Consider the following 26,946-nt stretch of genomic DNA (forward strand, 5'->3'; position numbering starts at 1 on the left):
ATCATCCTCAAGCGCGTTCACGGTCCATACTTGCCAGTCGTAAAGATTTCTATATGTCTCCCCAAGCCCATGGCGTGACCGGTTGCTCCCTGGCTGTAGGATGCCGTCGCCTAAGTGTAATGCCAAGCTGTCCCAATTACCACCACACTTTATGGTTTATGGCAACCGTGACTCGGGTAAGAGCCACCAACCTAAGTTCACCCCGACAGAGGCAATAATATTGGCCAGGTCAGGTTAAGAGGATGTTTGGAAAGTACCCGGCAACCTTTCTCCAGACTGGTTTCTGGCCAGCAGGGCCATACACTCTAAAATGCCTACCTTACAGGTCTTTCAGCCGAGTTTCCAAATGTCCTCTAAGAGTGTTCCAGCTCAATACTCACCCAAGGGCTGGCTGAACCGGCCAGATAGGCCGAGTTCAATAGCCTAGATCAGGATTTTTTTTTTAGATGGAATACTCTAAGCGCAGCAAACACCAGACAATAATGGAGATTGACGCGCGTTAGCATGACTTCCTGTGCCATCATCCGCCGCTGAGGAACTATCACAACCTGTGATACTCGGATTTGATCCTGGTCGTCAAAAATGTGGTCTCGCCATCATGGGGCTAGATCGAATTTTGCGCCATCGCCAAATTGTGTCGGCCAATGCAGCCCTAAAACAGATTCAAACCCTGCGCCAAGAGTTCCCCGTTTCCATTATCGTCATGGGTGATCAAACCACCGCCAAGGATTGGAAAGCCAAACTCGAAACCCTTCCCGATGCCCCTAGGGTAATGCTGGTAGACGAACGCTACAGCAGTCTAGAAGCTCGAGACCGCTATTGGCAGATGCATCCGCCCCAAGGATTGAGTCGCCTAATTCCTAAGGGTCTGCGCAACCCACCAACTGCCATTGATGACATCGTAGCCATGTTGTTAATCGAGCGGTATCTCAACCGTCTCATAGGGAATGAGTAAATGGGGAATGGAGTATTGGGGTAATGGGGTGACGGGGTGGAGGGGTGAGGTGGTTTTCACTCCATGATCACTCCATCACTCGCCCATCCTTCGACCCACCTACTCGACCACTTCATCCTTGCCGCCAATCACAGCGAAGCACGGATGGTAAATGAATAATCGCCTCCAGGTTCCAGCTGATAATCAAAGCGCTCGAGAAAACGGCCCAAGGGCTCTTGAATCAGGGCTCGTCCTAAAGACGGCTCTATCGTCAATTTGCCCTGACGGAAGCGCCATTTAAACTGCCATTCATACTCATTCGCCCGTACTTCTCCCTCCAGCCGACCCTGACTCCAGGATTGGCGGGTAATGCGAACATAGGCCGTGGTCTCGGGCAGGCGGTGGCAGGAAGACACTGCGGTAAACTATGCAAATGGTCAAAGGAAACTTTCGCCGCAACTGCCCAGCCATGGGACAGCCGCCTTCCTTAGCTACCATAGCGGTAGGATTCCGTATCAGTCTACCCTCTAGCGAACTTTCGCAGTGGGTTCGGGCTAGTTGCCTGACAATGGACCTACTGTGCAAGGATCAGCTAAAGGGGTAGCCTGAAGGGTAGTAGAGTATGCATCTCTTCAGGCTGTCCTTTGATGGGATACCGCAGCCCTCTGCTCTCGCCCATCTAATGTGTTCTATCTGCTTGAATTCGGAAACAGCACGTGCCCAAGGTCGGCATCATCTATAACGACATCAAGCCCACGGCATGTGAGGTGGCATTAGAGTGGCAGGAGAAACTTGCTGCCTCGGGATACACCGTGTGTCTGGCCACGGGTATGGGTGGTATCTTAGGCTACTCCAGCCCGGAACGGCCCATCTGTCATACCCCGATCGAGAGTTTGGTTCCCCCCGATTTCGATGCCGACATGGCCTTCGCCCTGGTATTAGGGGGAGACGGCACCGTATTATCAGCCTTTCGCCAATTGGCGCCGATTGGCATTCCCTTACTTACCATCAATACGGGTCACATGGGCTTTTTAACCGAAGCCTACCTGAATCAGCTACCCCAGGCCATCGATCAGGTGCTGGCGGGCAACTACACCGTGGAAGAACGGGGCATGCTGTCTGTGCAGCTGTTTCACCAGAATCAGCTGACTTGGGAGGCGCTCTGCTTAAACGAAATTGTGCTGCATCGAGAACCCCTCACCAGCATGTGCCATTTCGAAGTCGAGGTTGGTAGCCACGCCCCCGTAGATATCGCCGCTGATGGCATTATTATTTCAACACCCACCGGGTCCACTGCCTATTCACTGTCAGCGGGCGGCCCTGTGATCACCCCTGGGTTGCCCGCTACCCAACTGATTCCTATCTGTCCTCACTCCCTAGCCTCGCGGGGGCTGGTGTTTCCCGATACGGATCCGGTGACGGTGCGCTCTGCCAACCCCGATCCCTTAGTGATGGTGGCAGATGGCAATGCCGGTTGCTATGTTTTGCCCAAAGATTGCATACGTACCCAACGAGCTCCTTACTCGGCTCACTTTATCCGGCTGCGTCAGCCCGAGTTCTTCAAAGTGCTGCGGGAAAAATTGGGGTGGGGGTTACCTCACATCGCCAAACCGACGTCGGTTGAGCTACCCTAGTAATCTTGAGGGTAGGCAATCGGCATTTCAGGGTCTCATTCATCCTTACCGTTCTAGACATTGCCTGGCGCTTAGGTGTCTGGCAGTTGCCTGAGGATAATAGTAGACCCCTCACGACTAAGAAACACATCCCATTAGCAACAGGCTATTTACGAGGCGAATGGCAATGGATACGACAGCAGCCGCATCGGGCCCCCAAGTGCTGGTGGTTGAATCCAATCTGGATCTAGCGCAGCAGATTAGCCTAGATCTACAAGAGGCTGGCTATGAAACGGCCCTGGCCCATGAAATTGACACGGGTCTACGGCAAGCCCATACCTTGAAGCCAGCGCTCATCGTCATCGATCGGATGTTGGGCAATGAGTCGGGGTTATCGATATGTCAGAGCCTGCGAGGAGAAGGCTTGCGTACGCCTATGGTGTTGCTCACGGCTCGCGATTCCCTGGAAGATCGGGTCGCTTGCCTGGAGGCAGGGGCCGACGATTATTTTTTGAAGCCGTACCGCACTGATGCCTTTCTGAAGGCAGTGCAGCTCTATCTACAACCAACTGGTGCGGCAGGAGAACACCTGCGGTTTGGCGAACTAATTCTAGATTTAACTCACCGTACTGCCCGACGAAGTGGTCGGCTCATCGATCTGACCATGAAAGAATTTGAATTGCTCCGCTACCTGATGGAGCATCCCCGCGAGGTCCTCAGTCGAGAGCAAATTCTAGAAAATGTCTGGGGCTACGATTTCATGGGTGAGTCGAATGTGATCGAAGTGTATGTTCGCTACTTGCGCCTGAAGATAGACGGAGAAAATGAAAAACGATTGATTCAAACCGTCCGGGGCGTTGGCTACGTATTGCGGGAAGGCTAGGAGTAGGTCTCGTTATGCAGGCTCAAATAGGATCCCGCCTAGGCCACTGGCGTCTGCCTGACTATCCGGGCATATTGCTGGGGCTATGGTTTGGCCTCATGGGCTGCACCGCATCTCCTGAGCAAATGGGTCAGTCTTCTCCCGATCTCTCACCCTCGACGACGGAGCCACCGGCGGTTGCCTCTACGCCTACCGAGTCTGACTTGGGACAACACTTGCCAGTTACGGCAACGGCTATTTTGGCAGACTCTTATCACATTGACTTAGAGGTCGCCGCAACGTCTCAACAGCAGGCTTTCGGCCTCATGTATCGCTCTCCGCTGCCCGATGACCGCGGCATGCTATTCCCGTTCGACCCGCCGCGACCGGTGAGTTTTTGGATGAAGAATGTCCCCGGCTCCCTCGACATGATTTTCATCTATCAGGGAGAAATCAAAGCGATCGCATCTAATGTTCCCCCCTGCGACACCTCCCCTTGCCCTACCTATGGTCCAGAGCGACAGGTAGTCGATGCGGTGATTGAACTGCGGGGTGGGCGTGCTGCCGAACTAGGATTGCAGGTGGGCGATTCCGTCACGATTACCTTTCTAGATTCCTAGGGGCTAATCGGCCAAGGCCATCTTCAAGGGCCTTCAAGGCAAGTTCTGCCCAGACTTTAAGCGCTCCTGCACAGCCTTTACGAGGTATTCGATAGCTTTGCTCTGACGACGTTGCAGCCGTTGACCAATCACCTCTCAGCCTAGTCGGGGTGGCTGGTGTTACTGTCCAGCACTCAATGCCCATATAGCGTTTGCTCCAGTTGATGACTCCATGACAGAGTGAGAACCATCGATGAGCTATCCCAGTCTAAGGGTTGGCGATAGTTGAGCCTGATGATAGGGGCACCATTGAGTCTAGACTTCGAGGGCACAATCTTCCATAGCGGCACAACAAGCTCCTGCTCTATTTAACACCCCGTTTTTAAGACTCACCCCCTGGGGCTAGGCAAGGCTTCCTTCAATTTGTTACTCTGGCTCCCCATGGTGGTATGCTCTCAAAGCATAGGCAGACAACAACTTCCTCTCAGGAACCATCGGCTTATAGTTATCGACTCCCTGATCTGGGCACTATTGGCTGAGGTATCACCTAGGGTCGACCTTAGAGAGTTACCTGAGGACAAGTTACCCGAGGACAGCGGCCGATTTCCCTGCGGCCTGAGCATACCCGAGCGATCGTCAGGGATACTGGCCCCGACGCTTTTCTAGCATTCTCAGCATGCCCTAGTGAGTCATAAAGCCCTAGTGAGTCATAAAGGAGGTGATATCGTGATTAGCAATAACCACTCAGGCTTAATCCAGTTCTTGCAGGAAGAACTGTCGATCTCGTCATCATCCATTCAGGTGGCCCTGCGACACTGTGAACAGGATCCAGGACCATTGCCCATGGTGCTGTGGCAGTATGGTTTGATCACCCTGGAACAACTTGAGAAGGTTTATGACTGGATGGAAACGGCTTAAGACCCGGTGTCAACTGGCAGAATTCCCCTAGAGACGTAGCACTTGAAGCGCTACGTCTCTTCATGTTTAAGGGATGACGGTTAGGAGATAGTTCGGGAAATCGAGTCCTTAGCTGTTGAGTACCGCACTGGCTGCCGCCACCCCTGCCCCGGGGTTGAATTGGTCATAGCCTAGTTGCATCAGGGTGGCTTCCAAGGAACTGGTGGCGGCCAGAATGTTGCGATCGCACACAAACCCCAGATGGCCAATCCGAAAGATCTTGCCCTTCAGATGCTCTTGCCCTCCAGCCAAGGCAATATCGAACTGTTTCTTCATCACCGAACGAATTTTCTCGGCCTCCACCTGCTGAGGGAGCACGGCCGTAATGGCCGGACTGGCCACATCATCGGGCCCCAACAACGGCAGATTCATCGCCTTCACAGCTGCTCGAGTCGCGCGCTTGTGGCGATCATGACGGGCAAAGATGGCCTCTAAACCCTCGGCCTTCATCATGGTTAAGGCCGCTTGCAGGGCGAAGAAGAGATTCACCGGCGGCGTAAATGGCGTGGTCTGTTTGGCCGCATTCTTGCGATAGGGGCCTAAATCCAGATAATACTTCGGCAGCGTTGCCGTCTCGTAAGCCGCCCACGCCTTGGGACTCACCGACAGAAACGACAACCCCGGCGGAATCATATAGCCCTTTTGGGAACCGGAGCCTACCACATCCAGGCCCCACTCATCTACCGGCACGCTGCAAGCCCCCAGACTGGTGACGGCATCGACAATAATCAGGGCTTCGCCATGGGCTTTGACGTGGCGATTGATCGTCTTCAGATCGTTGAGCACACCAGTGGAGGTCTCGCTATGGGTGACAATCACCGCCTTAATTTGCTTTTGGGTATCGGCCTCCAAGGCCGTGCGAAAAGCCTCGGGATCCAGGGGTTTTCCCCATTCCGCCGTAATTGCCTGCACCGCTAAGCCATAGGCTCGGGCTACCTGGGCCCAACGGTTGCCAAACTTGCCATTGTCCCCCACTAGGACCCGATCTCCCGCACTGAGGAAGTTGATGATGCCAGCTTCCATGGCCCCGGTACCACTGGCCGTTAGAATCAGCACATCATTCTGGGTCTGGTGCAGCCACTTGAGGTTCTCAGTCGCCTCTGCCACGATCTGGCTAAATTCACCACTGCGGTGGCCCATGGGATGCTTCGCCATCGCCAGAAGTACCTGTTCTGGAACCGGTGTAGGTCCCGGAATCATCAACATCATCTTGTCATCCATGGCGGTGCCTATCGGGTTTGCTTACAGTTAGGGTGCAATATTCAAGCTTACACAACATCGTCAGCAGATACATGGGTCTCTCCATTACAATGCCAGAGCAATTGTCAGCCTGACTATGTCATGCCCCGATATTCAGGGAGTAACCCATGGCACCATAGAAAGGCCAACTGCCCAGCACTGTCGATGAAAGCGGCTATTCATTCCCTGGTAGGAGTTGTTCTGAGTGTTACTAGCCTGATCCCTATGACTGCTCTGGCTCAAGAGACTTGGCAAGAGCCCCCCGACCCCATCGCCACCATGCTGGATACCCCCTGGTATCCGGGCGTGCAGATTTCCCCCAACCATGACTGGTTGCTGCGGTTGGACCGTCCCCTGTTGCCGCGTTTAGCAGAATTAGCCCGGCCGCGGCTGCGGCTGGCAGGCCTACAGCTGAATCCAGTGACCCGGGGGCCCGCCATGCCCTATGCCTTCCAGGGGCTGGAGATCCAGAATATTGCCACCGGTGAGCGGCAATCGATTGCGTTGCCCGCCCATGACGGGCTGCGTAACCTGCGTTGGTCCCCCGAGGGCAACTACTTGGCCTTTAGCCTAGATCAGCCCACGGGGATTGAACTGTGGGTGGTGGATTTGGCCCGGGGTAAGGCCTGGCCATTGACGCCGCCGCTACTGAACAACACCTATGGCTCCCCTTGCCGCTGGATTTCGGAGACCGCCGGACTGCTGTGTAAGCTAGTACCGCCGGATCAGGGGGAGCCGCCAGTGCCAACGCCGGTGCCGCGGGGGCCACGGGTAGAGCAGAATCTGGGTCGCGAGGCGCCGGCTCGCACCTATACGAATTTGCTGGATACTCCCGATGACGAAGCCCTATTCGAATACTATCTGACCTCGGTGCTGGCCCGGGTGACCCTGAAGGGCGACCGCATCTCCCTGAGCGACACCCAGATGATTCAATCGGCGGTGCCCTCCCCAGACGGTGAGTGGATCTTGTTGACTACCATCCAACGGCCGTTTTCCTACCAGGTGCCGGCCCGCCTCTTCCCCAAGCGCCTTACCGTACTCGATAGCAGCGGCCGAGAACGCTACCATGTAGCCGATTTGCCCCTGGCCGATGACATTCCGGTCAGCTTCGACTCCGTGCGCCGAGGCCGCCGCATTGTCCATTGGCGCTCTGACCAGCCAGCCAGCCTCTATTGGGTGGAGGCCCTAGATGGGGGCGATGCCAGCCAGGAGAGTGTCAGCCGCGATGCCGTCTGGCAATTGCCGGCCCCCTTTACTGATGAGCCCCAACGGCTCTGGACTACTGACTTGCGCTATCGCCGCATCCTTTGGGGCCATGGGACCCTGGCCTTGGCGGTGGAAACCTGGTACGACAGCCGCCGGATTCGGGTCTGGCGCTTGAATCCAGCGCAGCCACAGGCAGAGCCGGTGCTGCTGGATGATCGGGATTATCAAGACCGCTACAACGATCCAGGACAACCGATGCTGACCCCAGGCCCCTATCACCGGCGAGTGCTGATGCTGGCCCCTGATGGGGAGAGCCTCTATCTGCGCGGTCGTGGTGCCTCTCCCGAGGGCGTGTATCCCTTTCTAGACCGGTGGCATCTGCCCAGCCAGGAAAAGACGCGGCTGTGGCAAGCCGCCGATCCCTACTACGAGACGGTGGTGAGTCTGCTGAATCCCGAGGGCACCCAAATCATTACCCGGCGGGAGTCGCCCCGGGAGACGCCCAACTACTGGCGGCGCGATCTGGCCACCGGCGAGACCACGGCATTGACAGCCTTCACCGATCCGCGTCCCTGGTACCGAGATGTAGACCCAGAGGTGATTCGCTACCGACGGGCCGATGGGGTGATGCTGTCGGCTACCTTGTATTTACCGCCGGGCCATGACCCGCTCAGGGATGGCCCGCTGCCTACAGTGCTGTGGGCCTATCCCCAGGAATATAAGAGTCGCGAGGCGGCAGCCCAGGTGACCACCGCTGAGAATGCCTTTCGTCGTCCCTATGCCTATACGCCTCTGTTTCTGCTGACCCAGGGCTATGCCGTGGTGATGGGACCGACGATGCCCATCATCGGCGAGGGGGAGACGGAACCCAATGATACCTATGTGCAACAACTGACCCAGAGTGCGGCGGCGGTGGTGGAGTATTTGGTGGATCAAGGGGTCAGTCGTCGTGATCAACTTGCGATCGCAGGTCATTCCTACGGCGCCTTCACGGTGGCCAACCTGCTAGCCCACACCGATCTATTCCGGGCGGGCATCGCCAACAGCGGCGCCTACAACCGCACCCTCACCCCCTTCGGCTTCCAGGGAGAACAGCGCACCTTCTGGCAGGCCCCCGACGCCTACATGACCATGTCCCCCTTCACCCACGCGGCCCAGATCACCGAACCGCTGCTGTTGATCCATGGCGCCGAGGACGAAAACGTGGGCACCTACCCGATCCAGAGTGAACGGCTCTATGGGGCCATGAAAGGGCTAGGGGGCACCGTGCGCTGGGTGGAATTGCCCCTGGAAGGCCACAGTTACGAATCTCGGGAAGCCATCGGGCACGTGCTGTGGGAGATGACCCGCTGGCTAGATCGCCACGTCAAAGGCGAAGGCAACACTCCCTAGCTAGCAGCCACAAACAGGTCCGCCAGAGTAGCCGCCATCCACTGGGGGCGCTCCAGCATTAGCCAATGGCCTCCCTCAGGGACGTGGTGTACCTGCTGCGCCCCAAACTGATCGGCAAAGCGGGCTGGAATGTAGGGATCTTGGTCCCCCCAGAGCACCCAGGCCGGCACCTGCTGCAGCACCGTCTGTAACTCCTCTTCCCAGCCCTGAAAGTCTTCGGGATCGGCGGCCCGGTAAAACCGCAGAATCATCCGCCGCATGGGGGCATCGAAGTTGTCGTAGGTGCGCTGAATCTGCGCTCGAGTGAGCCGGGGATTACTCTTCTGCATCACTAGAGTGAACAGCCAGCGGTTGAACAACAGCCAGCTCAGCTCCCCCAGGATCGGAGTACGCCAGATGCGACCGAAGAAATGCCAGCGATAGTCACTGGAAAAGATGGTATTGAGAATGCCAATGCCCCTGACTCGCTGGGGATGACGCACCGCCCAGGCCAGGCCGAAGGGACCGCCAATGTCATGGACCACCAGGTGAATGGGCGGCTCCAGTTTCAAGGCGTCTACCACCTCGTCTACGAAGGCGGCCAAGTTTTCGAGACTCACGTCGAACTCATCCCCCGGCCCCGAGGCCCCAAACCCCGGCAGATCGATGGCAATGCAGCGAAAATTGGCCTGCAAATGCTCTATCACTCCATCCCACACCTGGGCCGAATCGGGGTTGCCGTGGAGAAAGAGAATGGGCGCTCCTGCCCCAGCTGTGATGACGTTGATCTCAATGCCCTGAACCAGAATAGTTGTCATGGCAACGATGGTGTCTCAAGGGATTAGAGGCAGGCGGGCGCAACTTAAATTGTCCGGAATCGCAATGGCTAGATGTGGCGTCGCTATGGTGTCGCTGGCCTGACTCATTCAAAGTCTACAGGATCGGCTGCGGGAGGATGCCAACCCCCTTGCATCCAGAGACGACGAGCTTTAACAATCGTCCCATCATTATGAGTGTCATCTTGTTTCAGGCCCATATCCGATGAATCGGGTACCGATCAAACTTGTCATCCCTGCTGACAATATCCAACGAATTATTCATGGCTTGAACTACCAAAATTCGATCGAAGGGATCACGGTGATCGGGGTGCAGTGGCAGATTCATGTAAGTTTTTGCATCTTCTACCTTTATGGGTAAGATCTCAGCGTTGATAAAATTCAGTCGAATTAAAATTTCGTCAAACGGTGAGGTTAACTGCAGTTTTCCAATATTCAACTTGATAGAGATTTCCCACAAGCTAGCAATACTGAAGAATAGGTTCTCTTTAGCGTCAATGATGTCTCTAGTTGTGCTAGTCAGTCTTGGGTCAGAAGCAAAGTACCAAAGTACAGTATGGGTATCTAAAAGTACTGCCATTTACATGTACTCGACTAAGTCATCTAACGGTTCATCGAAGTCATCGGACATAGTAATCTGATCTGCCAGACTGCCATACCCATATCGTTTTTCAGCCTCTTCCTCAGTGGAATTAGCTAAGTCCTGCCGCAATTCATGCAGAGTGTCCCCTGCGCTTTTCAGATGCTTTTCCAAGAGAAACTCAATGTAGTGCAGCACTTCGGCTTGCATTGACTCAGGTAGCGCCTCTAGCTTTTCTAAAATCACGGGTTTTACCATCACTCTTTCCTCCTAAGCCCGAGCAAAGAAATAGATCCGTCTGTCCAGCCAAGACGTTGAGTGAGACTTTTTTTCATTATCGCCTATCTTCCAAGTCCCCCAGGTTGGTGAGACAAGGGCCGGGGGACGAAAAATAAAACATTGAGTCTCTACATAACATCAGCTAGAGCTGAATGATAGGTGCAAAGAGGCTTTGGAGCCGTAGCAGTTGCGCCCCCCTCAGGTAGAGCAAGTCGCCTTTGCCCAGCAGGTTGACGGCTTCTCCCTGTTTACCTCCCAGGATAATGGCGGAATCGGCTGCGCTGGCGGTTCTGAGGGCAACGCGACCGGGTAAGTTGGAGCGAATCAAGGGGGTAACTACCTTGGCATCGGGTCGTTGGGTGGCGATGATCAGATGAATACCGGCAGCGCGGGCCATGGCCCCGAGTCGTTTGATGCTTTGCTCTAGAGCCGTGCGACTGTCTTTTTCAGCCATGAAGTCTGCATATTCGTCGAATATGCAGACAATACGAGGCATAGGAGAGCTGGCTTGTTGGTTATAGCGGCTGAGGTCGGAGCAGCGATTCTGTTCGAAGCGCTGATAGCGATGGTCCATTTCGTCCATGAGGGAGTCCATCAGTGCGATCGCACCCTCGGTATTTTTAACAATGGGCTGGCGCAACCAGGGAATGGTCTCAAATTCCGGGAAGGTAACTCGCTTGGGGTCCACCAGAGCAATCTGCAACTGCTCGGGAGAATGGCGCACCAGTAGGCTGAGTAGAAGCGATCGCAAGAATTCACTCTTACCACTGCCAGTGGTGCCTCCCACCAAAAAATGGCAGGTATTGGGATCGGACAAATCAGCTTCCACTAGATTGCCTTCCAGGTTCACACCAATGGCAATCTGTACCGGAGCAGTGACGGGCAGCTTTTGGGGCGTTATGTACTCGTTAAACTGGGCGGTTTGCCGATCGGGGTGGGGTAAATCCACACTGACATAGCCCGCCTGGGGAGCAATCATGGGCGGAGCCGTGAGACCCAATTGCACCCGCAGATCGTCAGTTAGCCGCAGGATAGAGTTGACCTTGACCCCTAATTGAGGTTTCAATTTCACCCGCAAAAAGGCCGGGGCCAGGGCCACCCCCTGCAGGTCTACACCCACCCCAAAGGACTCCAGGGTACGGACCAGATGGGCCGCGATGGCATCTACTTCTACAGTGGGGGACGTGGGCTTAGGCTCAGGCGGCTTCGGCCCAGGTGGCGGCGGTGGCGGTAACTGGCCTGGTTGAACCGGTGGCACTGTTGCTTGGGGCTCGAAATAGGTCTGACATTTTTTGAATTGCGGACAAATATTACAGAGCTCCAACTGCACCGCTTTCGGTGGTGGTTCCCCCTGATGGGGCTGCCAGGCTAACCAATCGCGGATTTGTTGCAACTTTTGGGGAATCAGCTGATGCACCGCCGCTTCTAACTGCTGCCAGGAATAGATCTGCTCTTGCCAGTCTGGCAGCACACTATAAACAGCAGAATCAATGGGCACACCAATTTTTTCCCGTAGCATATAGCCATAGAGGGCTACCTGGGCCAATTGGGCCGAGGGCTCTGGCGATTGATAGGTTTTGTACTCCACCACACAGAGACGGTGCTGCGCGAAGTCATACACCAGGCTGTCAAATTGGCCTTGCACAAGTTGATGGCTGCCATCGGGGAGGGTGAACTCATATTTGACTTTCAATTCCTGGGCTATGAAGGTCTTGGCAATCACCTCTTTTGGACTGCAGAAGCGGCGATTGCTCACCAATAGTTGCGCCCATCGCCGGATCAATCCCTGCAACCCTTGCCACAGTTGATGCAGGGCCTGGGCTTTACTAGGGTCTTCAGCAATCGCCCCCTGCAAGTAGGGAAAAAAGTGGCTCTGATAGAGCCGTTGCTGCAATTGCTGGGCAATGCCTTCAACGTCAAGGGTTTGCGCCTCTGGAGTCAAGAGATGCTGGAAGGTCGGTTCTGAGCGCAACTGCTTGACAAACTGGTCTGACAGCTGATGAAAGATTTTGCCAATGCCTGTGGGACCTGCTGCGGGCAAAAACATGGTCATGCCACCGAAGTGATGCCCCAGATACAACAGGCGGGGACACTCAAAGGCAAGACGAATTTTACTGACACTGAGGGAAGACATTAGGGAGTCACGTAGCAAATTAACTGTGCTTGACGGCTGGCACGGGGATCTAAGACTTGAATCCGATTTTCCTGGCAAAGGGCTTCAATCACCTGATCGATCTCTTGCTCACTGAGATCTGGGAATTGCTGCTGAGTACTTTCTATCAACACCATGAGCCCAATGAAGAGTTGAGTTGTCATGAGATTGAGGACATATCGTCTCACTTCTTCTAAAGGGGGTGGCGGTGGATTACCGGTTACAAGCTGCAATTTCTGGAGTAGAGGGCATTGTTCGAGCACTTTAGATTGGCGGACAAAGGATTGCAGATCCTGGAGATGGGGAGTTTTTTGATCGATCACTAATTCGCCAGCCCGGGCCGCATTCGCGAGCTGGTGGTAGGTTTCCAGGTACTGAAGTGAGAGTAAGTCAGGCTTTATGTGGATACAGTTAGCCCGACTATCGAAGATTTGACGATAGATTTGATGACCTTTATTCTTCGCTTGTCCTACCCCCTCTGCTCGGATCAAGAAAAGATGATCGCAGAACTGGTTGGTGACCATTTTCTGGCAGGACTTCATGATGTGATAGAAGGACTGCATGTTGGGATCTTCGCTCCAAACGATGCCAGTACGATTCGATTTTTGGTAGGACAGGGAATAGGAAGCATAGGTGCTGCTCTGAAGAAATTGAGAGGTGATTTGGGGTACTTCTAGGGCCTCGAGAGCTTGCCTAAGACGCCAGATTAGCTCGGGGGATGAGAATTGATTAATTCGCATTACCTTCTGACGGACACTCCTAAACTCTTTATCCCAGGTAAGCTGGAAACTTGCTAATTTCTGCTCGCCAGTTCCCTGTCCATTATCGCCATCACCCTTCACCTTGTCTGGCGGAAACTTAGGCATTCGGCCATGCTGTTTGTAGTAGGTAATGAGCTGTTGGCCCAGCTTAAGCACGTTACGCGGTAGGGCTTTTTCCCCTGGAAATTGATGTTTTAACCAGTTTCGAGTCAAGGGGGCGATAGGACTTTCTGGCTCAGGTCTGGCTTGGGCATGGAGAGGAGCCAAACGGGTAGCCCATAGAGCGGCGGCCTGGTCTAAGTTGATTTGGCGAAGCTGTAAAACTTGGTTGATTCGAGCTTTGTCGGCAGGTTGAATAGTATTTCGATTGGCTTGCCAGGTACTGCTGACAACACTAATGAGCACCAAGAAATTTTTGAGATTTTCATTGTGAATGGTAGAGTTTAGGTTAAATAGGCTCTGGAGATCAGGTTTGCCGTTTGGAAGTCTTGGAATACTGTCTAAGTTGTCAAAGCAAAGTACAATGGGCTGAGTGGAATCTGCAATTCGCCCAATATTGCCCAATATTTTCTGGGCTGCATCTTCTGAGGTGATGGACTTGCGAACTTGAAGTTTCTGGAGATCTTCCTTGTCAAGATCATCCCCCTTCAGCCAGGCATAGGCCAGCATTCTAAGATCAAAATTGGTGGCCAGATCATAGAGGACGCCAAAGAATTCCTTGCCATTGTAAATGCCAGCAGGAAAACTGGCTGCCAAATCACGTACAAAAGTTCCCCTTTCTCCCAATATCCACTTGGTAAGAGAGCGATTGCGTAAGCTAGGAAGGCTTTTTAACCACAGTAAGAGTTGAGACTCTGATTGGCCTTCTGGTACGTGAATCAGGCTGTCAATGGTGTTGCGGAGCGTGTGACGCCATAGATAGTTGCTGTCGGGCCAAGGTCCAATATAAGCAAAGAAAGCTTTGTTGTTTAGCTGACGCTTAAGGCGACCGAGTAGATAACTCTTTCCTGACCCTGATGCTCCTGCTAGGAGAATGGTCCGAGTAATGTGATCAACGGTAATTTGATTTATAGTTTGTTCAATTTCCTGGAGAATTTGCCAATGGATGGCATCAACAACCAGGTTGGGATCTTGATTTTCTTGCCAGAAGTTTCCAGGTCTAAAAGTGCTGGGATCAAAGGGGTTAAGATTTCTTTTGACTAATTGTTTGAGCGAAGTCACAAGCAGCCACCATTCTCTTGTACTGCGATTAAATTAGGCTAATAAAAAATAAATTCCCGCCAATATGTTGGGGGATCCCTGCTGCTAATTCAGCGTCACTATAGGTGGATACATCCTGGAGTGTGTCTAGTTCGATGCGATCGCATCGCTGCAGCTCGTAGAGCATGGCATCCAGAGCTTCCCGGGTAAGGGGAGGCTGCAAGGCCTGACGCAGATGGAAAATAGGCAGATAGTTGTCGGTGCCTAGCTGTCGATCGAGTTGGCGAATGGTCTCTAGCACAGCCTCTGGGGTTATTGCATCGGCAGTTGTAGATGCTGAGGCGACTGCCCCTTGAGTGGTCGCCAGGGTTTGGCGCAAAAAGGTGGCATAGTGGCCTATCATCGCTGACGTCATTAGGAGAGAGGAGTTTGTAGGTGTGTACTCCTGTAGCAAGTAATGTCGCCCCTCGGGAGTAAGCCAGACCTCCTTGATTTGTGTCTTAGTCGCTTGAATCATACCCCGTTGCTGCAATTGGTGTAGCAACCGCTGGCGCTCGCTAGGGGGAACCTGCTTTGCCTGCCCCGGTGTGGCTGACTTGGTCGTAGCGGCTCTGACTAAAGCCAACTCATCCGGGGTCACTGGCAGCACGCTGGTGTCTTGGTTAAGTAGGGTTTTGCCAGCCCGGGTAATGCGATAGCGCTGAATCTCTTCGATATAGGCCACCAATCCTTTGCTGGTCAGGGCACGACAGGCTTTATCCCGTTCGCTAGCCTTTGTCTTAGAATTAGGCTGAATTTGACTGATGAGGCTGCGATAGTCAGGTGGGTACTCCAACAAGCGCAGCAGGAACTTTTGTTCTATCGAATCTAACTCCATAAGTGCATCCGGGAGGGGTTGTCCCTAGTTTATGCAAGGAACTTGCTATTGCCGGAGAATTTAGCCAGGCATTAACGAGACTTGACAGTCTTTCCCTACGATGACAATGATTCCGACGGTGGCGGAAACACGGCGTCGAACTCCGCCAGGCTGGGTTCCTGGCGGGGCACCTGATTCAGCTGGTGGCGAATGCGGGAAATAGTGTCGTAGACGGCGCGGCGGGTGCGGTTGATGCCGCCCAGGGGCCGATGTTCCGGCAGGGCGTGCCAGGGGCTGTAGGAGAGATTTTCACAGAAGGCTGCCTGCTCTGAAGACTCGAAGGATTGAGCCGCAATGGTGAGGGTGGCCACCTTCTGCAGAGGTGCCCACCAGCGAATGCGGGGGTCTTCCACCGGCATTTTCACCGGGTCGGTCTGGATCTGCACGTAGAAATCGAAGCCGGCACTGTGGTCCTGCAGGTGCGATCGCATCCGTTCCCGCAGATAGTCCCGGGAGCGAAAGCCCAACCGCCGCCAGAAGCCCCCCTCCCGGTTAACTTCATGGGGAATGGCCACATATTTCACTGCCCTCTCCCCCAGGCGATAGGGGGTCATGCTCCAGTACTGGACCTCCAAGGGACTGTGGATGGTCTTCAGGCGAATCCGCAGGGCGATCCAGAGCTCCCGCCAGCGCCACCGCAAGGGATTAAGGCCGGTTAAAAAGAATCGAATCGGATTGCGGCTCTGGGTGCGCTCGATGTCGCCGAAAAATTCCACATAGTCCTTGGCGTCCCGCACCGGAAACACCGGAAAATCCACCAACAGAAAGTCATGGGTGCGGGCCTCTTGTTCCCCCTCTAGAATCTTCTGTCCTGGGACTTCAAATAACTTCAGGGCCATGCCATGGGCATCCCCCTTGGCATCGTCCTTGACGCTGAAGTTGGAGTAGCGAATACAGACCGGAAAGGTCTGCCCCGGCGTTTGCAACACCCCCAGCCGCAGGGCCGGATCCTCAGGCAGGTGCGGATCTACCTGGAAACTGCCCCGGACGCAGCCATGGCCCTTGGGATGCTCTCCCCGCTTCACCGGCGGCTGTTTATTCAGAATCCGCTCACTGATATCGGTGACCGCCGCAATGGCCGCGGCTTCATCCGGCGGTATCTGTTCTTGACCAAGGGCTGGGGCAGGCATGGCAACCTCCAGGGAGTGAGGACATTAGGGAGCATTGGCGAGGAACCGCAGGGACTTGAGGCTGGGCAGCAAGAAATAGCCGCCGCCCCGCATGGCCACAAACCGAGGTAAATTCAGCAGGCGCTGGCGCACCGGGCAGCGGGGAATGGTCATGGTGCCGGTGCCATCGTTGTCGCCGATCAGGGGGTCCTTGTTGTCATAGAGGCCATTGAAGCTGGGATCGTTGGCCCAGGTCTGCTGCACAAACTCGAATTGGCGGCCGATGTCGGCATTGAGGCAAAAGAAATGCAAGCCCCGTAGCTGACCGTCGTCTTCGATATCCAAGGGCAGCTTGCCGGCCTCGATGTCATCTAAGGGAAACAGGGGGTCGCCAAACAGGCTGCCCCGTCGCAAGATTCGATGGCGGCTAGAGGTGGTAACCGATCCCTCACCGGGGGCATCCAACAGGGAATCGCGGGGGTGGGTGCGGCGGATGTGGGCTCCCATGGGGCAGCGTCGGCCATCGGCGTCTTCGGCCAGATAGGCAAAGGCATTTTTATCCGGCAGCTGGGGATTATCCTGCTCGGGGGCCAGGGTCAGGGGGGTGCCGCTGGGCCAACGCCCTACGAATTTGGCGGCAATCAGAGCCATGGCCTCGGGATCAGGGGTGCCCTGGTCATCTACAGTTTGGGCGGCGATATAGCGCCAGAAGCCGGCCACATCCTGAGCTAGTTTGCGGTAGACCAAGAAGCTGCCATTGTGGCCGAAGTCTTTCACATCGGGCAGTTCCGTGCCGGGAAACGGGGGCAGTAGACTCTCGGGATCGGCTGGGTTGGGCACTACCGGCGTGATCGGCAAGATGCCATAGCCATCCGGGTAGCCCAATAAAACTTCGCCGATGGCAACGGTGTTCTGGGTGTGGCGGCGAGGCTTACTGAGGCCTTCAATATCCGGTTGGGAGACGCTGTCGTTGAAGCCGAAATGTTCCTTGAAGCTGGGCAGGCGAAATCCTGTTTCTTCCCTCACCAGAGTGAGGCCGCTATCAGCCTGCGATAACAGCTGCTGTCGGTAGGCGTCAAGGCGCTCGGGGCTGGGGCCGTGGAGCAGCACGATCACGTGGATCGGGGGGCCGCTGGTACCGCCGAATTCCCATTGGTCGGGAGCGCTGGCCCGGTATCCCCCAGAATCTCAGCCCGCTTCGGCTCGGCCAGGCCTTCGGTGAACTCTCGCGGGCAGGTGTTGAGGGCCGTCTCCACCAGGCCATAGCCACCAGACCGGCATGGGTGAAGGCCAGGTTGCAGGTGACCTCGGGCTTGATGGTGCTGCCGTCAGGCTTTTGCGGCCAGGGTTTGGCCGTGGTCACCTCGGGAATCACCTGCCGCAGCCAGGCTTTGGCCCCGGCCCGGTCGGTGATCGTCAGGAGGCCATAGCTGGTATAGAGGAGGTGGCCAAAGCCACTGAGAACAATGCCCTGGATATCCTCGCGGTCCGGTGGGGTCAGGTCTGTCATGGGGATAGTCTGGATGGGGGTAGACGATTATGGAGCCTAGTCGGGGACCTACAGTCGACTCAGCCAGGTCTCGACCTCTGGGCGCTCGAGCTCATCAGCCAGGGGTTGCACGATGGTGCGATCGCGCAGAATAGTCGCCACGGTGGCCTCGGGATAGGCCCGATAAAACACCTGGGAGGGCAGTTGCTGGTCATTGCGGAAAAACTGCTTGAAGGCGACGATATCCACGGCCCCGGCCTGGGGATAGCCTGCCACGTTGTTCCAGATGGAGTTGAGGCCATCGCTGGCCCGGTCGGCAAAGTCGCCCAGGTAGTTGTCGAAGGAGCCATCGTAATGGGTGACAAACAGCAGATGCTTGCCACCATCGACGATGGCCCAATGGGCGAAGTGAATGGAGCGAATATTCGAGAGGGACCCCGGCGGAAACAGATTGCGGGCGGCAAAGTGAATCAAACACAGCACGATGCGCAACCGCAGCAGGCGGCCCCGCCTGACGGTGGACAGCAGATGCAGATGGTTGATGCCGTGCACCACTTCCGGTCGCTGCAGGGTGCGCAACCGCTCGAAGTCGACGTTGACACCGATATATTCCCCGGCCAGGCGCTTTTTCTCAGGGGCGCCCAGGATGCCGCCGACGAACCGCAGAATCCGCAGGATAATCTGCCGGATCAGGTGGCAAATGCCGCCGATCAGCCGCTCGATCAATTGCCAAAACCTGGCCCCCACTAAAGCTAGGGCCTGCCACAGGGTCAGGGGCCGCTTGAGGCTGAACAGAGCATTCAGCAGGGGTTTCAGCCCCGGCTGATCGAGGTAATCGGCGACGGTGTCCTGGTCTAGCAGATCTTCTAGGGTGCGGCGAATCTGGAGTCGCTTGCGAATGCTGCCTACGGTCTCTCCCTGGATGGCGATGTAGGCGGCCTGAGCCCGGCAGGAATGGGCCTTGATGAAGGACTCAAAGGACGCTCTGCCGCCATAGCCGTCGCACTTACTCCAGAGGGCATCCATGTCGGGGCTGAGGCTGACCAGTTCTTGCAGATAGGCGGGTAGGCTGCCGTCGTAGTTGCCGGTCATCAATAGCCGTTGGCCGTACTCGGGGTCAGCGATAATGGCCAACCGCAAAAAGTGGGTCTTCTGACTCTTGGCAATCTGCAGGTAGGGGTTGCCGGTCAGATCCGTTGCGATCGCATCTAAGACCTGGCGCAGAGCCGGCTCCTCTCCAGAGCGGATGGGAGCAATCACGGTCAGGGGTTGGTTGGCCATGCCGACCTCAAGGGTGGGGATAGAGACTGGCTGGGAACACAGGCTGCTACCCATTAGTATTGACGCCACACCGGAGAAGTCAAGAGAACTTAATGGTTTTTTGGCCAAAACTGCCAGAAACCCCCAGATTTTGTTGGCCTAGCCCACACAAATGTTGGATCTCTTCAAGAAAAGCAATATCGCGTTCAACTATCCCCAGCTCAAGGCAATTAACCCCTGCAGCAGCAGTAGTGCCAAGCCAATCAGGGTGGGCCACCACCAGCGAGCGGCCCGGCCGCCGTGGTCGAGGGCATAGTCAAAATGGGGGGTCTCTAGCTGGTATAGAGTGACTGCCACCAGGCCATTCAAGATCACCAGGGCTGGGAACCTGACCCAGACCAACACCAGGCTCAGAACCAGCAAGACCAGAGACGCCACCACGAAAATATTCCCTTTCTGGCCCTCTCCCCGCCGGATCAAGTTGAGGCCGTAGAGCACCAGGCCAAAAAAGGGACCGAATGCTAACGTATGTAGCGCCAGGGTGAGGGGGCTGTAGAGGGGAGCCCTGGGAGTGGGTTCGGTCTCGACCGTATCCCCAAAGCTCGGCACCCAGAGACTATAGCCGAAGATATTGATGTAGTTTGCTCATGTCAGTACGCGCCTTCAGGCCAGCTGCCTATCCATATCTCCATTTAGCCGGAAGCGGTGCTCCCCGGAGCCAGAAATCAACAATTTGCATCACTGGGCATGCTGAGTTGCCAAGGCATCGATTCCATCGGTTACAGGATTAAATCCCAAGTCATGGTTTAAGCACACTGCTGTTCTTATGGAGAGGTAAAGATTGATGCCAGAGATAGATATCATGTCATCCCCGGACTCGGCCCAGTTGAGAGTGATTGGAGCTTTGTCGAAGTCTGGGTTGACCCAATGCTATCTCCTCCCTATGTAATTGCTACTCCTTGGCCATGCATCAGGGGAGCATCGTGTGTATGATCCAGCTGATGGCTATAAGGTTGTCTTCACGGCGTCGACCTATGACGAAACTCAGACGTGGCTGCTGGAAGACGAATACGAACCGGTTGAAGGCCGGCTATTGGCTACAGAGGTGTAGCAACTGGCTACGCTGTCATCGCTGAATACGTTCAGCAATGAGGTGTCTGCATGTATCTCGATCTGATAAATCCCCAGCTGATAGTAAATGCCGTGGCATTGTATCGCGTGGGATTGAGATTCCTCCCTCCGGTCGGAATGACATCTTCAGAATGCCTTGGGCAACGTACTTATATCTCCGTCGCACTTACCGGCCAGGGCAATAAATTTCTCCTCGGAGTGATCTCCCCACCCGGATTTGGGGGTACAACGGTAGGCAACTCCCATATGCCGTTTACTGACCTCTGCCCCCCGTGTTTGACGTCGGCAATTTTTCCAAGCCACCAACCCCGCCCGCACCCTCGATCCCGGCGATGCCGATGATCGCAGACTCTACATTGATTTCTCGGCGGTGCGGGGGGAGCAGATCATCACCGAGATCAAGGACCTAATCACCTTCTATCAACCGGATGACCCCACCTGCCCCTGTTTACGGGGCATATCGGCTGCGGCAAGTCTACGGAACTGCTGAAGCTGCGCCACGAACTAGAGGCGGAAGACTTTTATGTGGTTTATTTCGAGTCCTCAGAGGATCTGGAATGGAAATGCGATGTGGACATCGGTGATGTGCTGCTGGCCATGGCTCGTCGGCATCAGCCAGAGCCTGGAAGGGCTGAAGCTGGGGGAGGCCAAGGGGCTGCGGGGCCTGCTGCAGGGGGCAGCCAAGATCCTGATGAACGAAATTGAACTGGAAGGCTCGCCGAGTTCATGGGGGTGGGTGTCAGGCAATAGCCAGGGAGAGTTGTCCCTGTCGGCGGGCATCGGCAAGATCACCGCCCGGGCCAAGAGCGACGCCACCCTGCGGGATCGGCTGAATCAATTTCTCGGCCCCCAGAAGAACCAATTGCTGGAGGCCATCAATGAGGAGTTATTAAAACCTGCGATCGCACATCTGCTGCAGCAGGGAAAACGGGGGCCTGGTGGTAATCGTGGACAACCTGGACCGGGTCGACAATCGTCCCAAAGCCTTTGGTCGCTCCCAGCAGGAATATCTATTCATCGACCAGCACGAGTGCTTGCGCCAGCTGCACTGCCACAAGGTCTACACCATGCCCTTGGCCCTGAAATTCTCCAGTGAGTATGGCCTGCTCACGGCCCGCTACATCGAGGACCCCAAGGTGCTGCCTATGGTGCCCGTCACCCTGCGAGACGGCACCACCTGCGAAGAAGGCATGCGGCGATTGCAGCAGATGGTCCTGGCCCGGGCCATGCCCGATGTGCCGGAGGCCGAACGGTTACAGCGCCTTCCCGACCTCTTCGACTCCAGCGAGTCCCTGGTCCGGCTCTGCTCCGTCAGCGGTGGCCACGTGCGCGATCTGCTGCGGCTGCTGAACGGCTGGATCCGCAAAGGCCGCGCCTTCCCCCTGCAACGATCGAAACTGGAAGAGGTGATCCGGGCCCGCCGCAACGAAATGACCCTGCAGCTGTCGGAAGCGGAATGGGAGCTACTGCACCAAGTGCGGCAACGCAAACGAGTCGGCGGCGACCAAGACTACCAAACCCTGATCCACAGCCGTCTAGTCTTCGAGTATCGCGACCAAGGCGAATCCTGGTTTGACGTGAATCCGATTTTGCTGGAAGCGAGGGAGTTGAGTGGCGAGTGACGAGTGACGAGTGACGAGTGGCAGTGGATTATCCGCCCTGCCTCATCTCCCTAACCCAACTCTTCACCCTTCACTCTTCACCCTTCACCCTTCACTCCCCACCTCCCCAGCCAAGACATCCGCTATTTTTATAGACAAGTTCCCGCCCTGCCTACATGAGTACCTCGCCCCCTACAGACACCTTTGCCTTCGGTGATGACTCGGCCCACAACCAAGCGGCCCTGGAGGAGTTGGCCAGTGCGATCGCATTTGGCCAGGGCGCCGATACGATCACCCTGTTGTTGGTGCGCTGTAACTATGGTCGGCTATGCGATCGCATGGTGGCGGCCCTGCTGACGAAGCTGGAATCGGAAGCCCTGCAAGGGGCGGTGCATGTGCTGCGGCTGCAGGCCCACGACCACAACCTCTATGGGTTAGTGCAGGCCACCACCGAAGAGCAGCGACCGGGGGCGGTGCTGGTGTTGGGCACCGAAGCCGTGGATTCCTTGGAAGTGCTGCTGGTGGAGATGAACAAGCGACGGGAGGAGTTTCGCCGCGACTTTCCCTTCCCCCTGGTGCTGTGGTTCACCGATGACGGCTATCGGCAGCTCTCCCACCATGCCAATGACTTCGAGAGCATCGCCGGCGGCGAAAACCATCGAGTTTCGTCTGGCCGGGGCGACTCTGGCCCAGCAGTTGCAGCAGGCGGCCCAGCGCATGTTTGCCGCCCTCCTGGCCCCCGATAGCCCCGAGTCCTTCAATGACCGCCTGGAAAACCTGGACCTGAGGCTCCCTGCAGCCCCAGGAAGTGGCCCTGGCCCTGGCCGATCTGCAGGCCCAAGCCTATCCCCTCGATGCTGATTTACAGGCCAGCGTGGCCTTTGCCCAGGGGCTGAAATCTGCCTAATGACGAGGCCGTGGCCCTGTTTGAGCAGAGTGCCGCCCACTGGCAGAGCCAACCCGATGCCCCCCAGGCGGCCCTGAAGCGGGGGCTGGCCCTGTTTTACCTGGGGCGAGCCCAGTACTTCATCGCCGACAACGCCAAATATCGCCAGCCGGATTGGGCCAGGGCCGTGACTCCCCTGCAGGAGTGTCTGCGGGTGTTCGACCAGGCCGGTCGACCGGATCTGGTGGCCCAGGGCATCACCCAGCTAGAGCGCACCCTGCGCCGGTTAGCGCGTTGGGATGATTTGCACGAGCTGGCCCAGCGGTCCCTGGCCCTGCACCAGACCTATGGCCCCCCCAGCAAGCTGGCCCAAGACTATGGCCATTTGGCGGCTGTGGCCCTGCAGCAACACCGCTGGCCAGCAGCGGCGGCGTATGCCCGCCAGGCCCTCGACACCCTGCCCCCCCGCCCCAGCAGCTGGCGCATTCTGTTTCTCAAGACCCTGGCCAACGCCGAGTATGCCGCGGCAGAGGTGGCCGCCGCTACAGAGCATCTGCAAGCCGCCCGGGCTCTGGGGGTGATGGAGCATCCCAAGCTCTACAGCGATGTGCTGGCCTTGCTGCAACAGTGCCTGCGAGATCAGCGGCAGTACCTAGAGGCCTTCACCATCAAGCGGCAACGGCTGGCCATCGAGAAGCAATACGGCCTGCGGGCCTTCATCGGAGCCGGTCGGTTACGGGCCCAACGCACGGAACAGCAGGCCACGGTGCGCTCAGAGCCCCAAACCCTGGAAGACATCGCCCCGGAAATCACTGCCTCCGGCCGCTCTCGCGATCTGAACCAGCTGCTGAACCGCATCGCCGGCAAGACCCACAAGTTGCTGGTGCTCCATGGCACCTCCGGGGTGGGGAAAAGCTCTCTGGTCAATGGCGGTCTGCTACCGGCCCTGCAGGGTCGGGCCCTGGATAACCGCGACAACCTGCCGGTACTGATCCGCCAATACACCGACTGGCCCCAGGAACTAGCCACCCGCCTAGACCAAGCCCTGGCCCTGCTCCCCGCTCCCCGCCTGAGACCACAATCTCTCCCCTCCCCTGCCACCGATCCCACCCCTCGCCCCCCTGCGACGTCCCTCAGGGCAAACTCGTCACTCGCCACTCGTCACTCGTCACTGCTTACCACCCTGCGCCGGTGCGAAGCCGCCACCCTACGGCCGGTGTTCATCTTCGACCAATTCGAGGAATTCTTCTTCGCCCACAGCGATCCCCTGGCCCGCCGCGACTTCTTTCAATTCATCGCCGACTGCCTGGAACTGCAACCCAGCGCCCTCAAGATCGTCTTGTCCCTGCGGCAGGATTACCTGCACTACCTGCTGGAGGCAAAGCAACTGGTGCGGCTGAACCAGCTAGCCGAAGGCTCCATGGCCCGCTCCCAGCTGGAAGACATCCTCGGGAAACAGGTGCTCTACGAAATCGGCAACTTTGCCCCCGCCGATGCCAAGGCCATCATCCAGCAGCTGGCCTCGGGCTCCCGCATATTTCTGGAACCGGCCCTGATCGACGCTTTGGTGGCGGATCTGGCCGGTCCCCTGCAGGAGGTACGCCCCATCGAGATGCAGATCGTCGGGGCCCAGCTGCAGACGGAGGGCATCCAGACCCTGGACCAGTATCGCCACCTGGGGGAGCAGCCCAAGGAGACCCTGGTGCAGCGCTACCTGGAAGACGTGGTCATCGACTGCGGCGAAGAAAATCGCCAGCTGGCGGAGTTGGTGCTGTTTCTGCTCACCGACGAACGCGGCACCAGACCCCTGAAGACCAAACCGGAACTGCTGCGGGACTTGGGAGCCTTGGGCATCCCCATCACCCCATCACCCCTAAGCCCTCCGGGCAGGCTCCGCCAACACCCCATTACCCCATCACCCCCCCACCCCATCACTCCCCCACCTGCGACGAATGCCCAAGACGACAACCTGGATCTAGTACTGCGTATCCTCTGCGGCTCCGGCATCGGCATTCACTTGCCCGATAGCCCGGATGATCGCTATCAGCTGGTCCATGATTATCTGGCTGGGGTGATTCGAGAGCATCAAGCCCCTCGATTAGAGGCGCTGATGGCAGAACTGGAGGAAGAGAAGCGCAGACGGCTGGAAGCAGAATCTGAAACGTTGGTGCTGACAGAAGCCAACCGCAAGGCAAGACGACGACTGTTCTGGAGTTCAGGATTGCTAGCCGCTTCCCTGGTTGCAGCTCTGCTAGCAGGTACTTTTGCAGGTACTGCAACTAATAAAGCTAATCGAGCAGAACAGGAACTTATCGCCAAGGAACAATCGGCTCAAGATGCTGAGATAAGAGAACGAGAAGCAAGAGCAGAACTAGAACAAGCCGAAGCCGAAGCCCAACAAGCTGCCAGAGATCTGACACGACTAGAAACTCAAGCAAAGATTTCTGAGCAAGAAATTGAAGCAGCTAGGATTCAGTTTGCTCAGCTTGAGCAGAAAGCTGCGACAACTCAGCGAAAAAATCAAGAAATCCAGGAAGACTTAAATAGGGCTACATCAGCCATTCAAGAGATAGAAAGTGAGCGGGAGAGATTAATACAAGAGCAAGAAGCTCTTATTAAGCGTGAAAGACAGATTCGCAATGATCTTAACATCTCGCAGGAGGAGCTAGAGTCTATTCAAAATGAGCTGTCTAGTAGTCGGTTTCAGTTAGAGGAGATAGAAAATGACTTGGTTGCCAATATATCTGAGGTCTTAAAACTCACCAGAGAGCAAACTAGTCATGAGGTTACGCCAGCAATTCTCTATGTGAACTTTGCACCTAAAAAGGACTTCCCGCAAGGAGATGAGGACTATAGTTTAACACTTTGGCTGATCACTTATGATGGTCAATCTATCAAGGAAAACATTGATTCAGTGACTCAAGAAAAAGTCCTTTTGGCCATTGACAATATTCAACGAGGATATCGAAGGCGTGACTTAAAGGTCCTAGAAGATCTATACGAATGGATGATCGATCCTATTGAGGGCAACCTAAGGGATTTAAATATAAACAATATAGTTTTTCTGATGGACAAGAGTATAAGAGGAAGGATTCCAATAGCAGCACTCTATGATGGAGAGAAATTTTTCGTTCAAAAATATAGTTTTGGATTGATGCCAGGATTGACTTTGTCTGACGCTAGATATGTCGACTTAAGACAATCTGGCTTACTTCTAATAGGCATAGATGCTTTTGATGAATATCCAGAGCTAGCTTTAGGTCCAATACCATATGTCAACTTAGAAATCGATAGATTGTCAGAGATTTGGGTGGACAAGACAGTCCTGCGAGATCAAGATGCTAACTATCCTAATGTTCTGAGTGTTAGAAGGCGCAAGAATCACCAAATAGTGCATATTGCTACCCACGGAGGATCTCTGGCGAATCGAGACAATTTACCTCAACTGGTTCTATGGGATAGAATTCTGACTCCACAAGATATATCTCCCCAGGACTGGTATAGTCCACCAGTTGACCTATTAGTATTGAGCACCGGAGAATTGGGTCTTGAAAGAGGAGAATATAAATTTGGAATCGCAGGTGCTTTTCTCAATGCAGGTGTCAAATCAGTTATCGCAGACTTGTTCTATTCAAGTGATTCTCTATATCCCGAATTAATGGCAAGATTTTATCAAAATCTACAAGTAGCCCCAATCAGGGCTGAAGCCCTGCGAAGAGCTCAATTGTTCCTTCTTAGAGAATTTTTAAATGAAAAAGTTGAGTACGAAAGAGAATACAATAAGGGTTCTTTTACTATAGAAGAAAGTTTAACAGTCGAAGAAAGTGATATTAGAAATATTGAGGCTTGGGGTGCGGGAATTACAATCATTGGAAATCCTTGGTAAATATTGTTTCTTAAGCTTTCAATCCTATCAACAGACACCCTATCTGTCCGGATCATCTCGGAGTATTGAGTGATTTGAC

At 55.4% G+C, this 26,946-nt stretch carries 21 protein-coding genes and 2 pseudogenes; 10 read left to right on the forward strand and 13 right to left on the reverse strand.

Annotated elements, in window-relative coordinates; genetic code table 11:
* Positions 1-514 precede the first annotated feature (514 nt).
* Positions 515-955, forward strand: coding sequence for a Holliday junction resolvase RuvX (gene ruvX / locus XM38_RS23130; RefSeq protein WP_080805407.1), 441 nt, complete (start codon positions 515-517; stop codon positions 953-955).
* Positions 956-1,083: 128 nt separating this feature from the next.
* Here the strand turns inward: ruvX and XM38_RS23135 are convergent, their stop codons facing one another.
* Complete coding sequence (locus XM38_RS23135; protein ID WP_080805405.1) at positions 1,084-1,350, reverse strand: DUF3146 family protein; 267 nt, start codon at positions 1,348-1,350, stop codon at positions 1,084-1,086.
* Between the two features lie 300 nt (positions 1,351-1,650).
* Between XM38_RS23135 and XM38_RS23140 the strand changes: the two genes are divergently transcribed.
* The 4 genes from XM38_RS23140 (at position 1,651) to XM38_RS23155 (ending at position 4,926) form a co-directional block, all read left to right on the forward strand.
* Positions 1,651-2,568, forward strand: a complete 918-nt coding sequence (locus tag XM38_RS23140; RefSeq protein WP_080805403.1) for an NAD(+) kinase — start codon at positions 1,651-1,653, stop codon at positions 2,566-2,568.
* 166 nt (positions 2,569-2,734) lie between these two features.
* Entirely contained in the window at positions 2,735-3,430 is a 696-nt protein-coding gene (nblR, locus tag XM38_RS23145; protein WP_080805401.1) for a response regulator transcription factor NblR, read from the forward strand.
* Positions 3,431-3,444: 14 nt separating this feature from the next.
* Positions 3,445-4,029 (forward strand): DUF192 domain-containing protein, encoded by a 585-nt coding sequence (locus XM38_RS23150; RefSeq protein ID WP_225889392.1) that lies wholly within the window; start codon positions 3,445-3,447, stop codon positions 4,027-4,029.
* Positions 4,030-4,734: 705 nt separating this feature from the next.
* On the forward strand, positions 4,735-4,926 hold the full coding sequence (locus tag XM38_RS23155; RefSeq protein ID WP_080805400.1) for a DUF2949 domain-containing protein: 192 nt from the start codon (positions 4,735-4,737) through the stop codon (positions 4,924-4,926).
* Positions 4,927-5,034: 108 nt separating this feature from the next.
* Here the strand turns inward: XM38_RS23155 and XM38_RS23160 are convergent, their stop codons facing one another.
* Positions 5,035-6,186: a pyridoxal-phosphate-dependent aminotransferase family protein gene (locus XM38_RS23160; RefSeq protein ID WP_088431173.1), complete on the reverse strand. Its 1,152-nt coding sequence runs from the start codon at positions 6,184-6,186 to the stop codon at positions 5,035-5,037.
* A 243-nt stretch (positions 6,187-6,429) separates the two neighbouring features.
* On the opposite strand from XM38_RS23160, the gene XM38_RS23165 reads away from it, so the two are divergent.
* Entirely contained in the window at positions 6,430-8,802 is a 2,373-nt protein-coding gene (locus XM38_RS23165; protein ID WP_088431175.1) for a S9 family peptidase, read from the forward strand.
* Here XM38_RS23165 and XM38_RS23170 read toward each other — a convergent pair.
* The 11 genes from XM38_RS23170 to XM38_RS23225 form a co-directional block, all read right to left on the reverse strand.
* Positions 8,799-9,599 carry an alpha/beta fold hydrolase gene (locus XM38_RS23170; protein ID WP_088431177.1) on the reverse strand — a complete coding sequence of 267 codons (801 nt, stop codon included), beginning with the start codon at positions 9,597-9,599 and terminating at the stop codon, positions 8,799-8,801. The two genes, XM38_RS23165 and XM38_RS23170, sit on opposite strands and share 4 nt — an antisense overlap.
* 208 nt (positions 9,600-9,807) lie before the next feature.
* Positions 9,808-10,197: a type II toxin-antitoxin system VapC family toxin gene (locus tag XM38_RS23180; RefSeq protein ID WP_080805390.1), complete on the reverse strand. Its 390-nt coding sequence runs from the start codon at positions 10,195-10,197 to the stop codon at positions 9,808-9,810.
* Positions 10,198-10,455 carry a type II toxin-antitoxin system VapB family antitoxin gene (vapB, locus tag XM38_RS23185; protein WP_080805388.1) on the reverse strand — a complete coding sequence of 86 codons (258 nt, stop codon included), beginning with the start codon at positions 10,453-10,455 and terminating at the stop codon, positions 10,198-10,200.
* Between the two features lie 163 nt (positions 10,456-10,618).
* The gene (locus XM38_RS23190) at positions 10,619-12,610 is read right to left on the reverse strand and encodes a DNA translocase FtsK (protein WP_080805386.1); all 1,992 of its coding nucleotides are present in this window, start codon (positions 12,608-12,610) and stop codon (positions 10,619-10,621) included.
* Positions 12,610-14,610, reverse strand: coding sequence for a P-loop NTPase fold protein (locus XM38_RS23195; RefSeq protein WP_080805385.1), 2,001 nt, complete (start codon positions 14,608-14,610; stop codon positions 12,610-12,612). The genes XM38_RS23190 and XM38_RS23195 overlap by 1 nt, the downstream gene beginning before the upstream one ends.
* A gap of 28 nt (positions 14,611-14,638) precedes the next feature.
* A complete protein-coding gene (locus tag XM38_RS23200) occupies positions 14,639-15,466 on the reverse strand; it encodes a hypothetical protein (protein ID WP_080805383.1) in 828 nt (275 codons plus the stop codon).
* Positions 15,467-15,561: 95 nt separating this feature from the next.
* A complete protein-coding gene (locus tag XM38_RS23205) occupies positions 15,562-16,635 on the reverse strand; it encodes a catalase family protein (RefSeq protein ID WP_080805381.1) in 1,074 nt (357 codons plus the stop codon).
* A gap of 24 nt (positions 16,636-16,659) precedes the next feature.
* Positions 16,660-17,730 carry a Dyp-type peroxidase gene (locus XM38_RS23210; RefSeq protein WP_088431179.1) on the reverse strand — a complete coding sequence of 357 codons (1,071 nt, stop codon included), beginning with the start codon at positions 17,728-17,730 and terminating at the stop codon, positions 16,660-16,662.
* On the reverse strand, positions 17,690-18,124 hold the full coding sequence (locus XM38_RS23215; protein WP_088431181.1) for a hypothetical protein: 435 nt from the start codon (positions 18,122-18,124) through the stop codon (positions 17,690-17,692). Before XM38_RS23215 ends, XM38_RS23210 begins: the two co-directional genes overlap by 41 nt.
* Before the next feature lie 48 nt (positions 18,125-18,172).
* Entirely contained in the window at positions 18,173-19,384 is a 1,212-nt protein-coding gene (locus XM38_RS23220; protein ID WP_137455211.1) for a hypothetical protein, read from the reverse strand.
* 189 nt (positions 19,385-19,573) lie between these two features.
* Positions 19,574-19,972 (reverse strand): hypothetical protein, encoded by a 399-nt coding sequence (locus XM38_RS23225; RefSeq protein WP_088431185.1) that lies wholly within the window; start codon positions 19,970-19,972, stop codon positions 19,574-19,576.
* Between the two features lie 231 nt (positions 19,973-20,203).
* Here XM38_RS23225 and XM38_RS29275 point away from each other — a divergent pair.
* The 4 genes and pseudogenes from XM38_RS29275 to XM38_RS23245 all read left to right on the forward strand — a co-directional run bounded on the left by XM38_RS29275 (position 20,204) and on the right by XM38_RS23245 (position 26,867).
* Positions 20,204-20,474, forward strand: a pseudogene (locus tag XM38_RS29275) (hypothetical protein).
* Positions 20,475-20,849: 375 nt separating this feature from the next.
* Positions 20,850-22,116: pseudogene (locus XM38_RS29280) on the forward strand (P-loop NTPase fold protein).
* Positions 22,117-22,271: 155 nt separating this feature from the next.
* Positions 22,272-22,841, forward strand: a complete 570-nt coding sequence (locus tag XM38_RS23240) for a hypothetical protein (protein ID WP_088431187.1) — start codon at positions 22,272-22,274, stop codon at positions 22,839-22,841.
* Positions 22,842-23,012: 171 nt separating this feature from the next.
* A complete protein-coding gene (locus XM38_RS23245; RefSeq protein ID WP_088431189.1) occupies positions 23,013-26,867 on the forward strand; it encodes a CHAT domain-containing protein in 3,855 nt (1,284 codons plus the stop codon).
* Positions 26,868-26,946: the final 79 nt, after the last annotated feature.

The organism is Halomicronema hongdechloris C2206, assembly GCF_002075285.3.
In the GTDB taxonomy this organism is placed as follows: domain Bacteria; phylum Cyanobacteriota; class Cyanobacteriia; order Phormidesmidales; family Phormidesmidaceae; genus Halomicronema_B; species Halomicronema_B hongdechloris.

What these genes read in the sequence shown, in the direction of transcription:
- nblR (WP_080805401.1), top strand. Translation starts at nt 2,735, where the DNA reads ATGGATACGACAGCAGCCGCATCGGGCCCCCAAGTGCTGGTGGTTGAA.
- XM38_RS23180 (WP_080805390.1), bottom strand. Translation starts at nt 10,197, where the DNA reads ATGGCAGTACTTTTAGATACCCATACTGTACTTTGGTACTTTGCTTCT.
- XM38_RS23205 (WP_080805381.1), bottom strand. Translation starts at nt 16,635, where the DNA reads ATGCCTGCCCCAGCCCTTGGTCAAGAACAGATACCGCCGGATGAAGCC.
- XM38_RS23190 (WP_080805386.1), bottom strand. Translation starts at nt 12,610, where the DNA reads ATGTCTTCCCTCAGTGTCAGTAAAATTCGTCTTGCCTTTGAGTGTCCC.
- XM38_RS23170 (WP_088431177.1), bottom strand. Translation starts at nt 9,599, where the DNA reads ATGACAACTATTCTGGTTCAGGGCATTGAGATCAACGTCATCACAGCT.
- XM38_RS23200 (WP_080805383.1), bottom strand. Translation starts at nt 15,466, where the DNA reads ATGGAGTTAGATTCGATAGAACAAAAGTTCCTGCTGCGCTTGTTGGAG.
- XM38_RS23220 (WP_137455211.1), bottom strand. Translation starts at nt 19,384, where the DNA reads ATGGCCAACCAACCCCTGACCGTGATTGCTCCCATCCGCTCTGGAGAG.
- XM38_RS23240 (WP_088431187.1), top strand. Translation starts at nt 22,272, where the DNA reads ATGAGTACCTCGCCCCCTACAGACACCTTTGCCTTCGGTGATGACTCG.
- XM38_RS23165 (WP_088431175.1), top strand. Translation starts at nt 6,430, where the DNA reads ATGACTGCTCTGGCTCAAGAGACTTGGCAAGAGCCCCCCGACCCCATC.
- XM38_RS23160 (WP_088431173.1), bottom strand. Translation starts at nt 6,186, where the DNA reads ATGGATGACAAGATGATGTTGATGATTCCGGGACCTACACCGGTTCCA.
- XM38_RS23215 (WP_088431181.1), bottom strand. Translation starts at nt 18,124, where the DNA reads ATGACAGACCTGACCCCACCGGACCGCGAGGATATCCAGGGCATTGTT.
- XM38_RS23150 (WP_225889392.1), top strand. Translation starts at nt 3,445, where the DNA reads ATGCAGGCTCAAATAGGATCCCGCCTAGGCCACTGGCGTCTGCCTGAC.
- vapB (WP_080805388.1), bottom strand. Translation starts at nt 10,455, where the DNA reads ATGGTAAAACCCGTGATTTTAGAAAAGCTAGAGGCGCTACCTGAGTCA.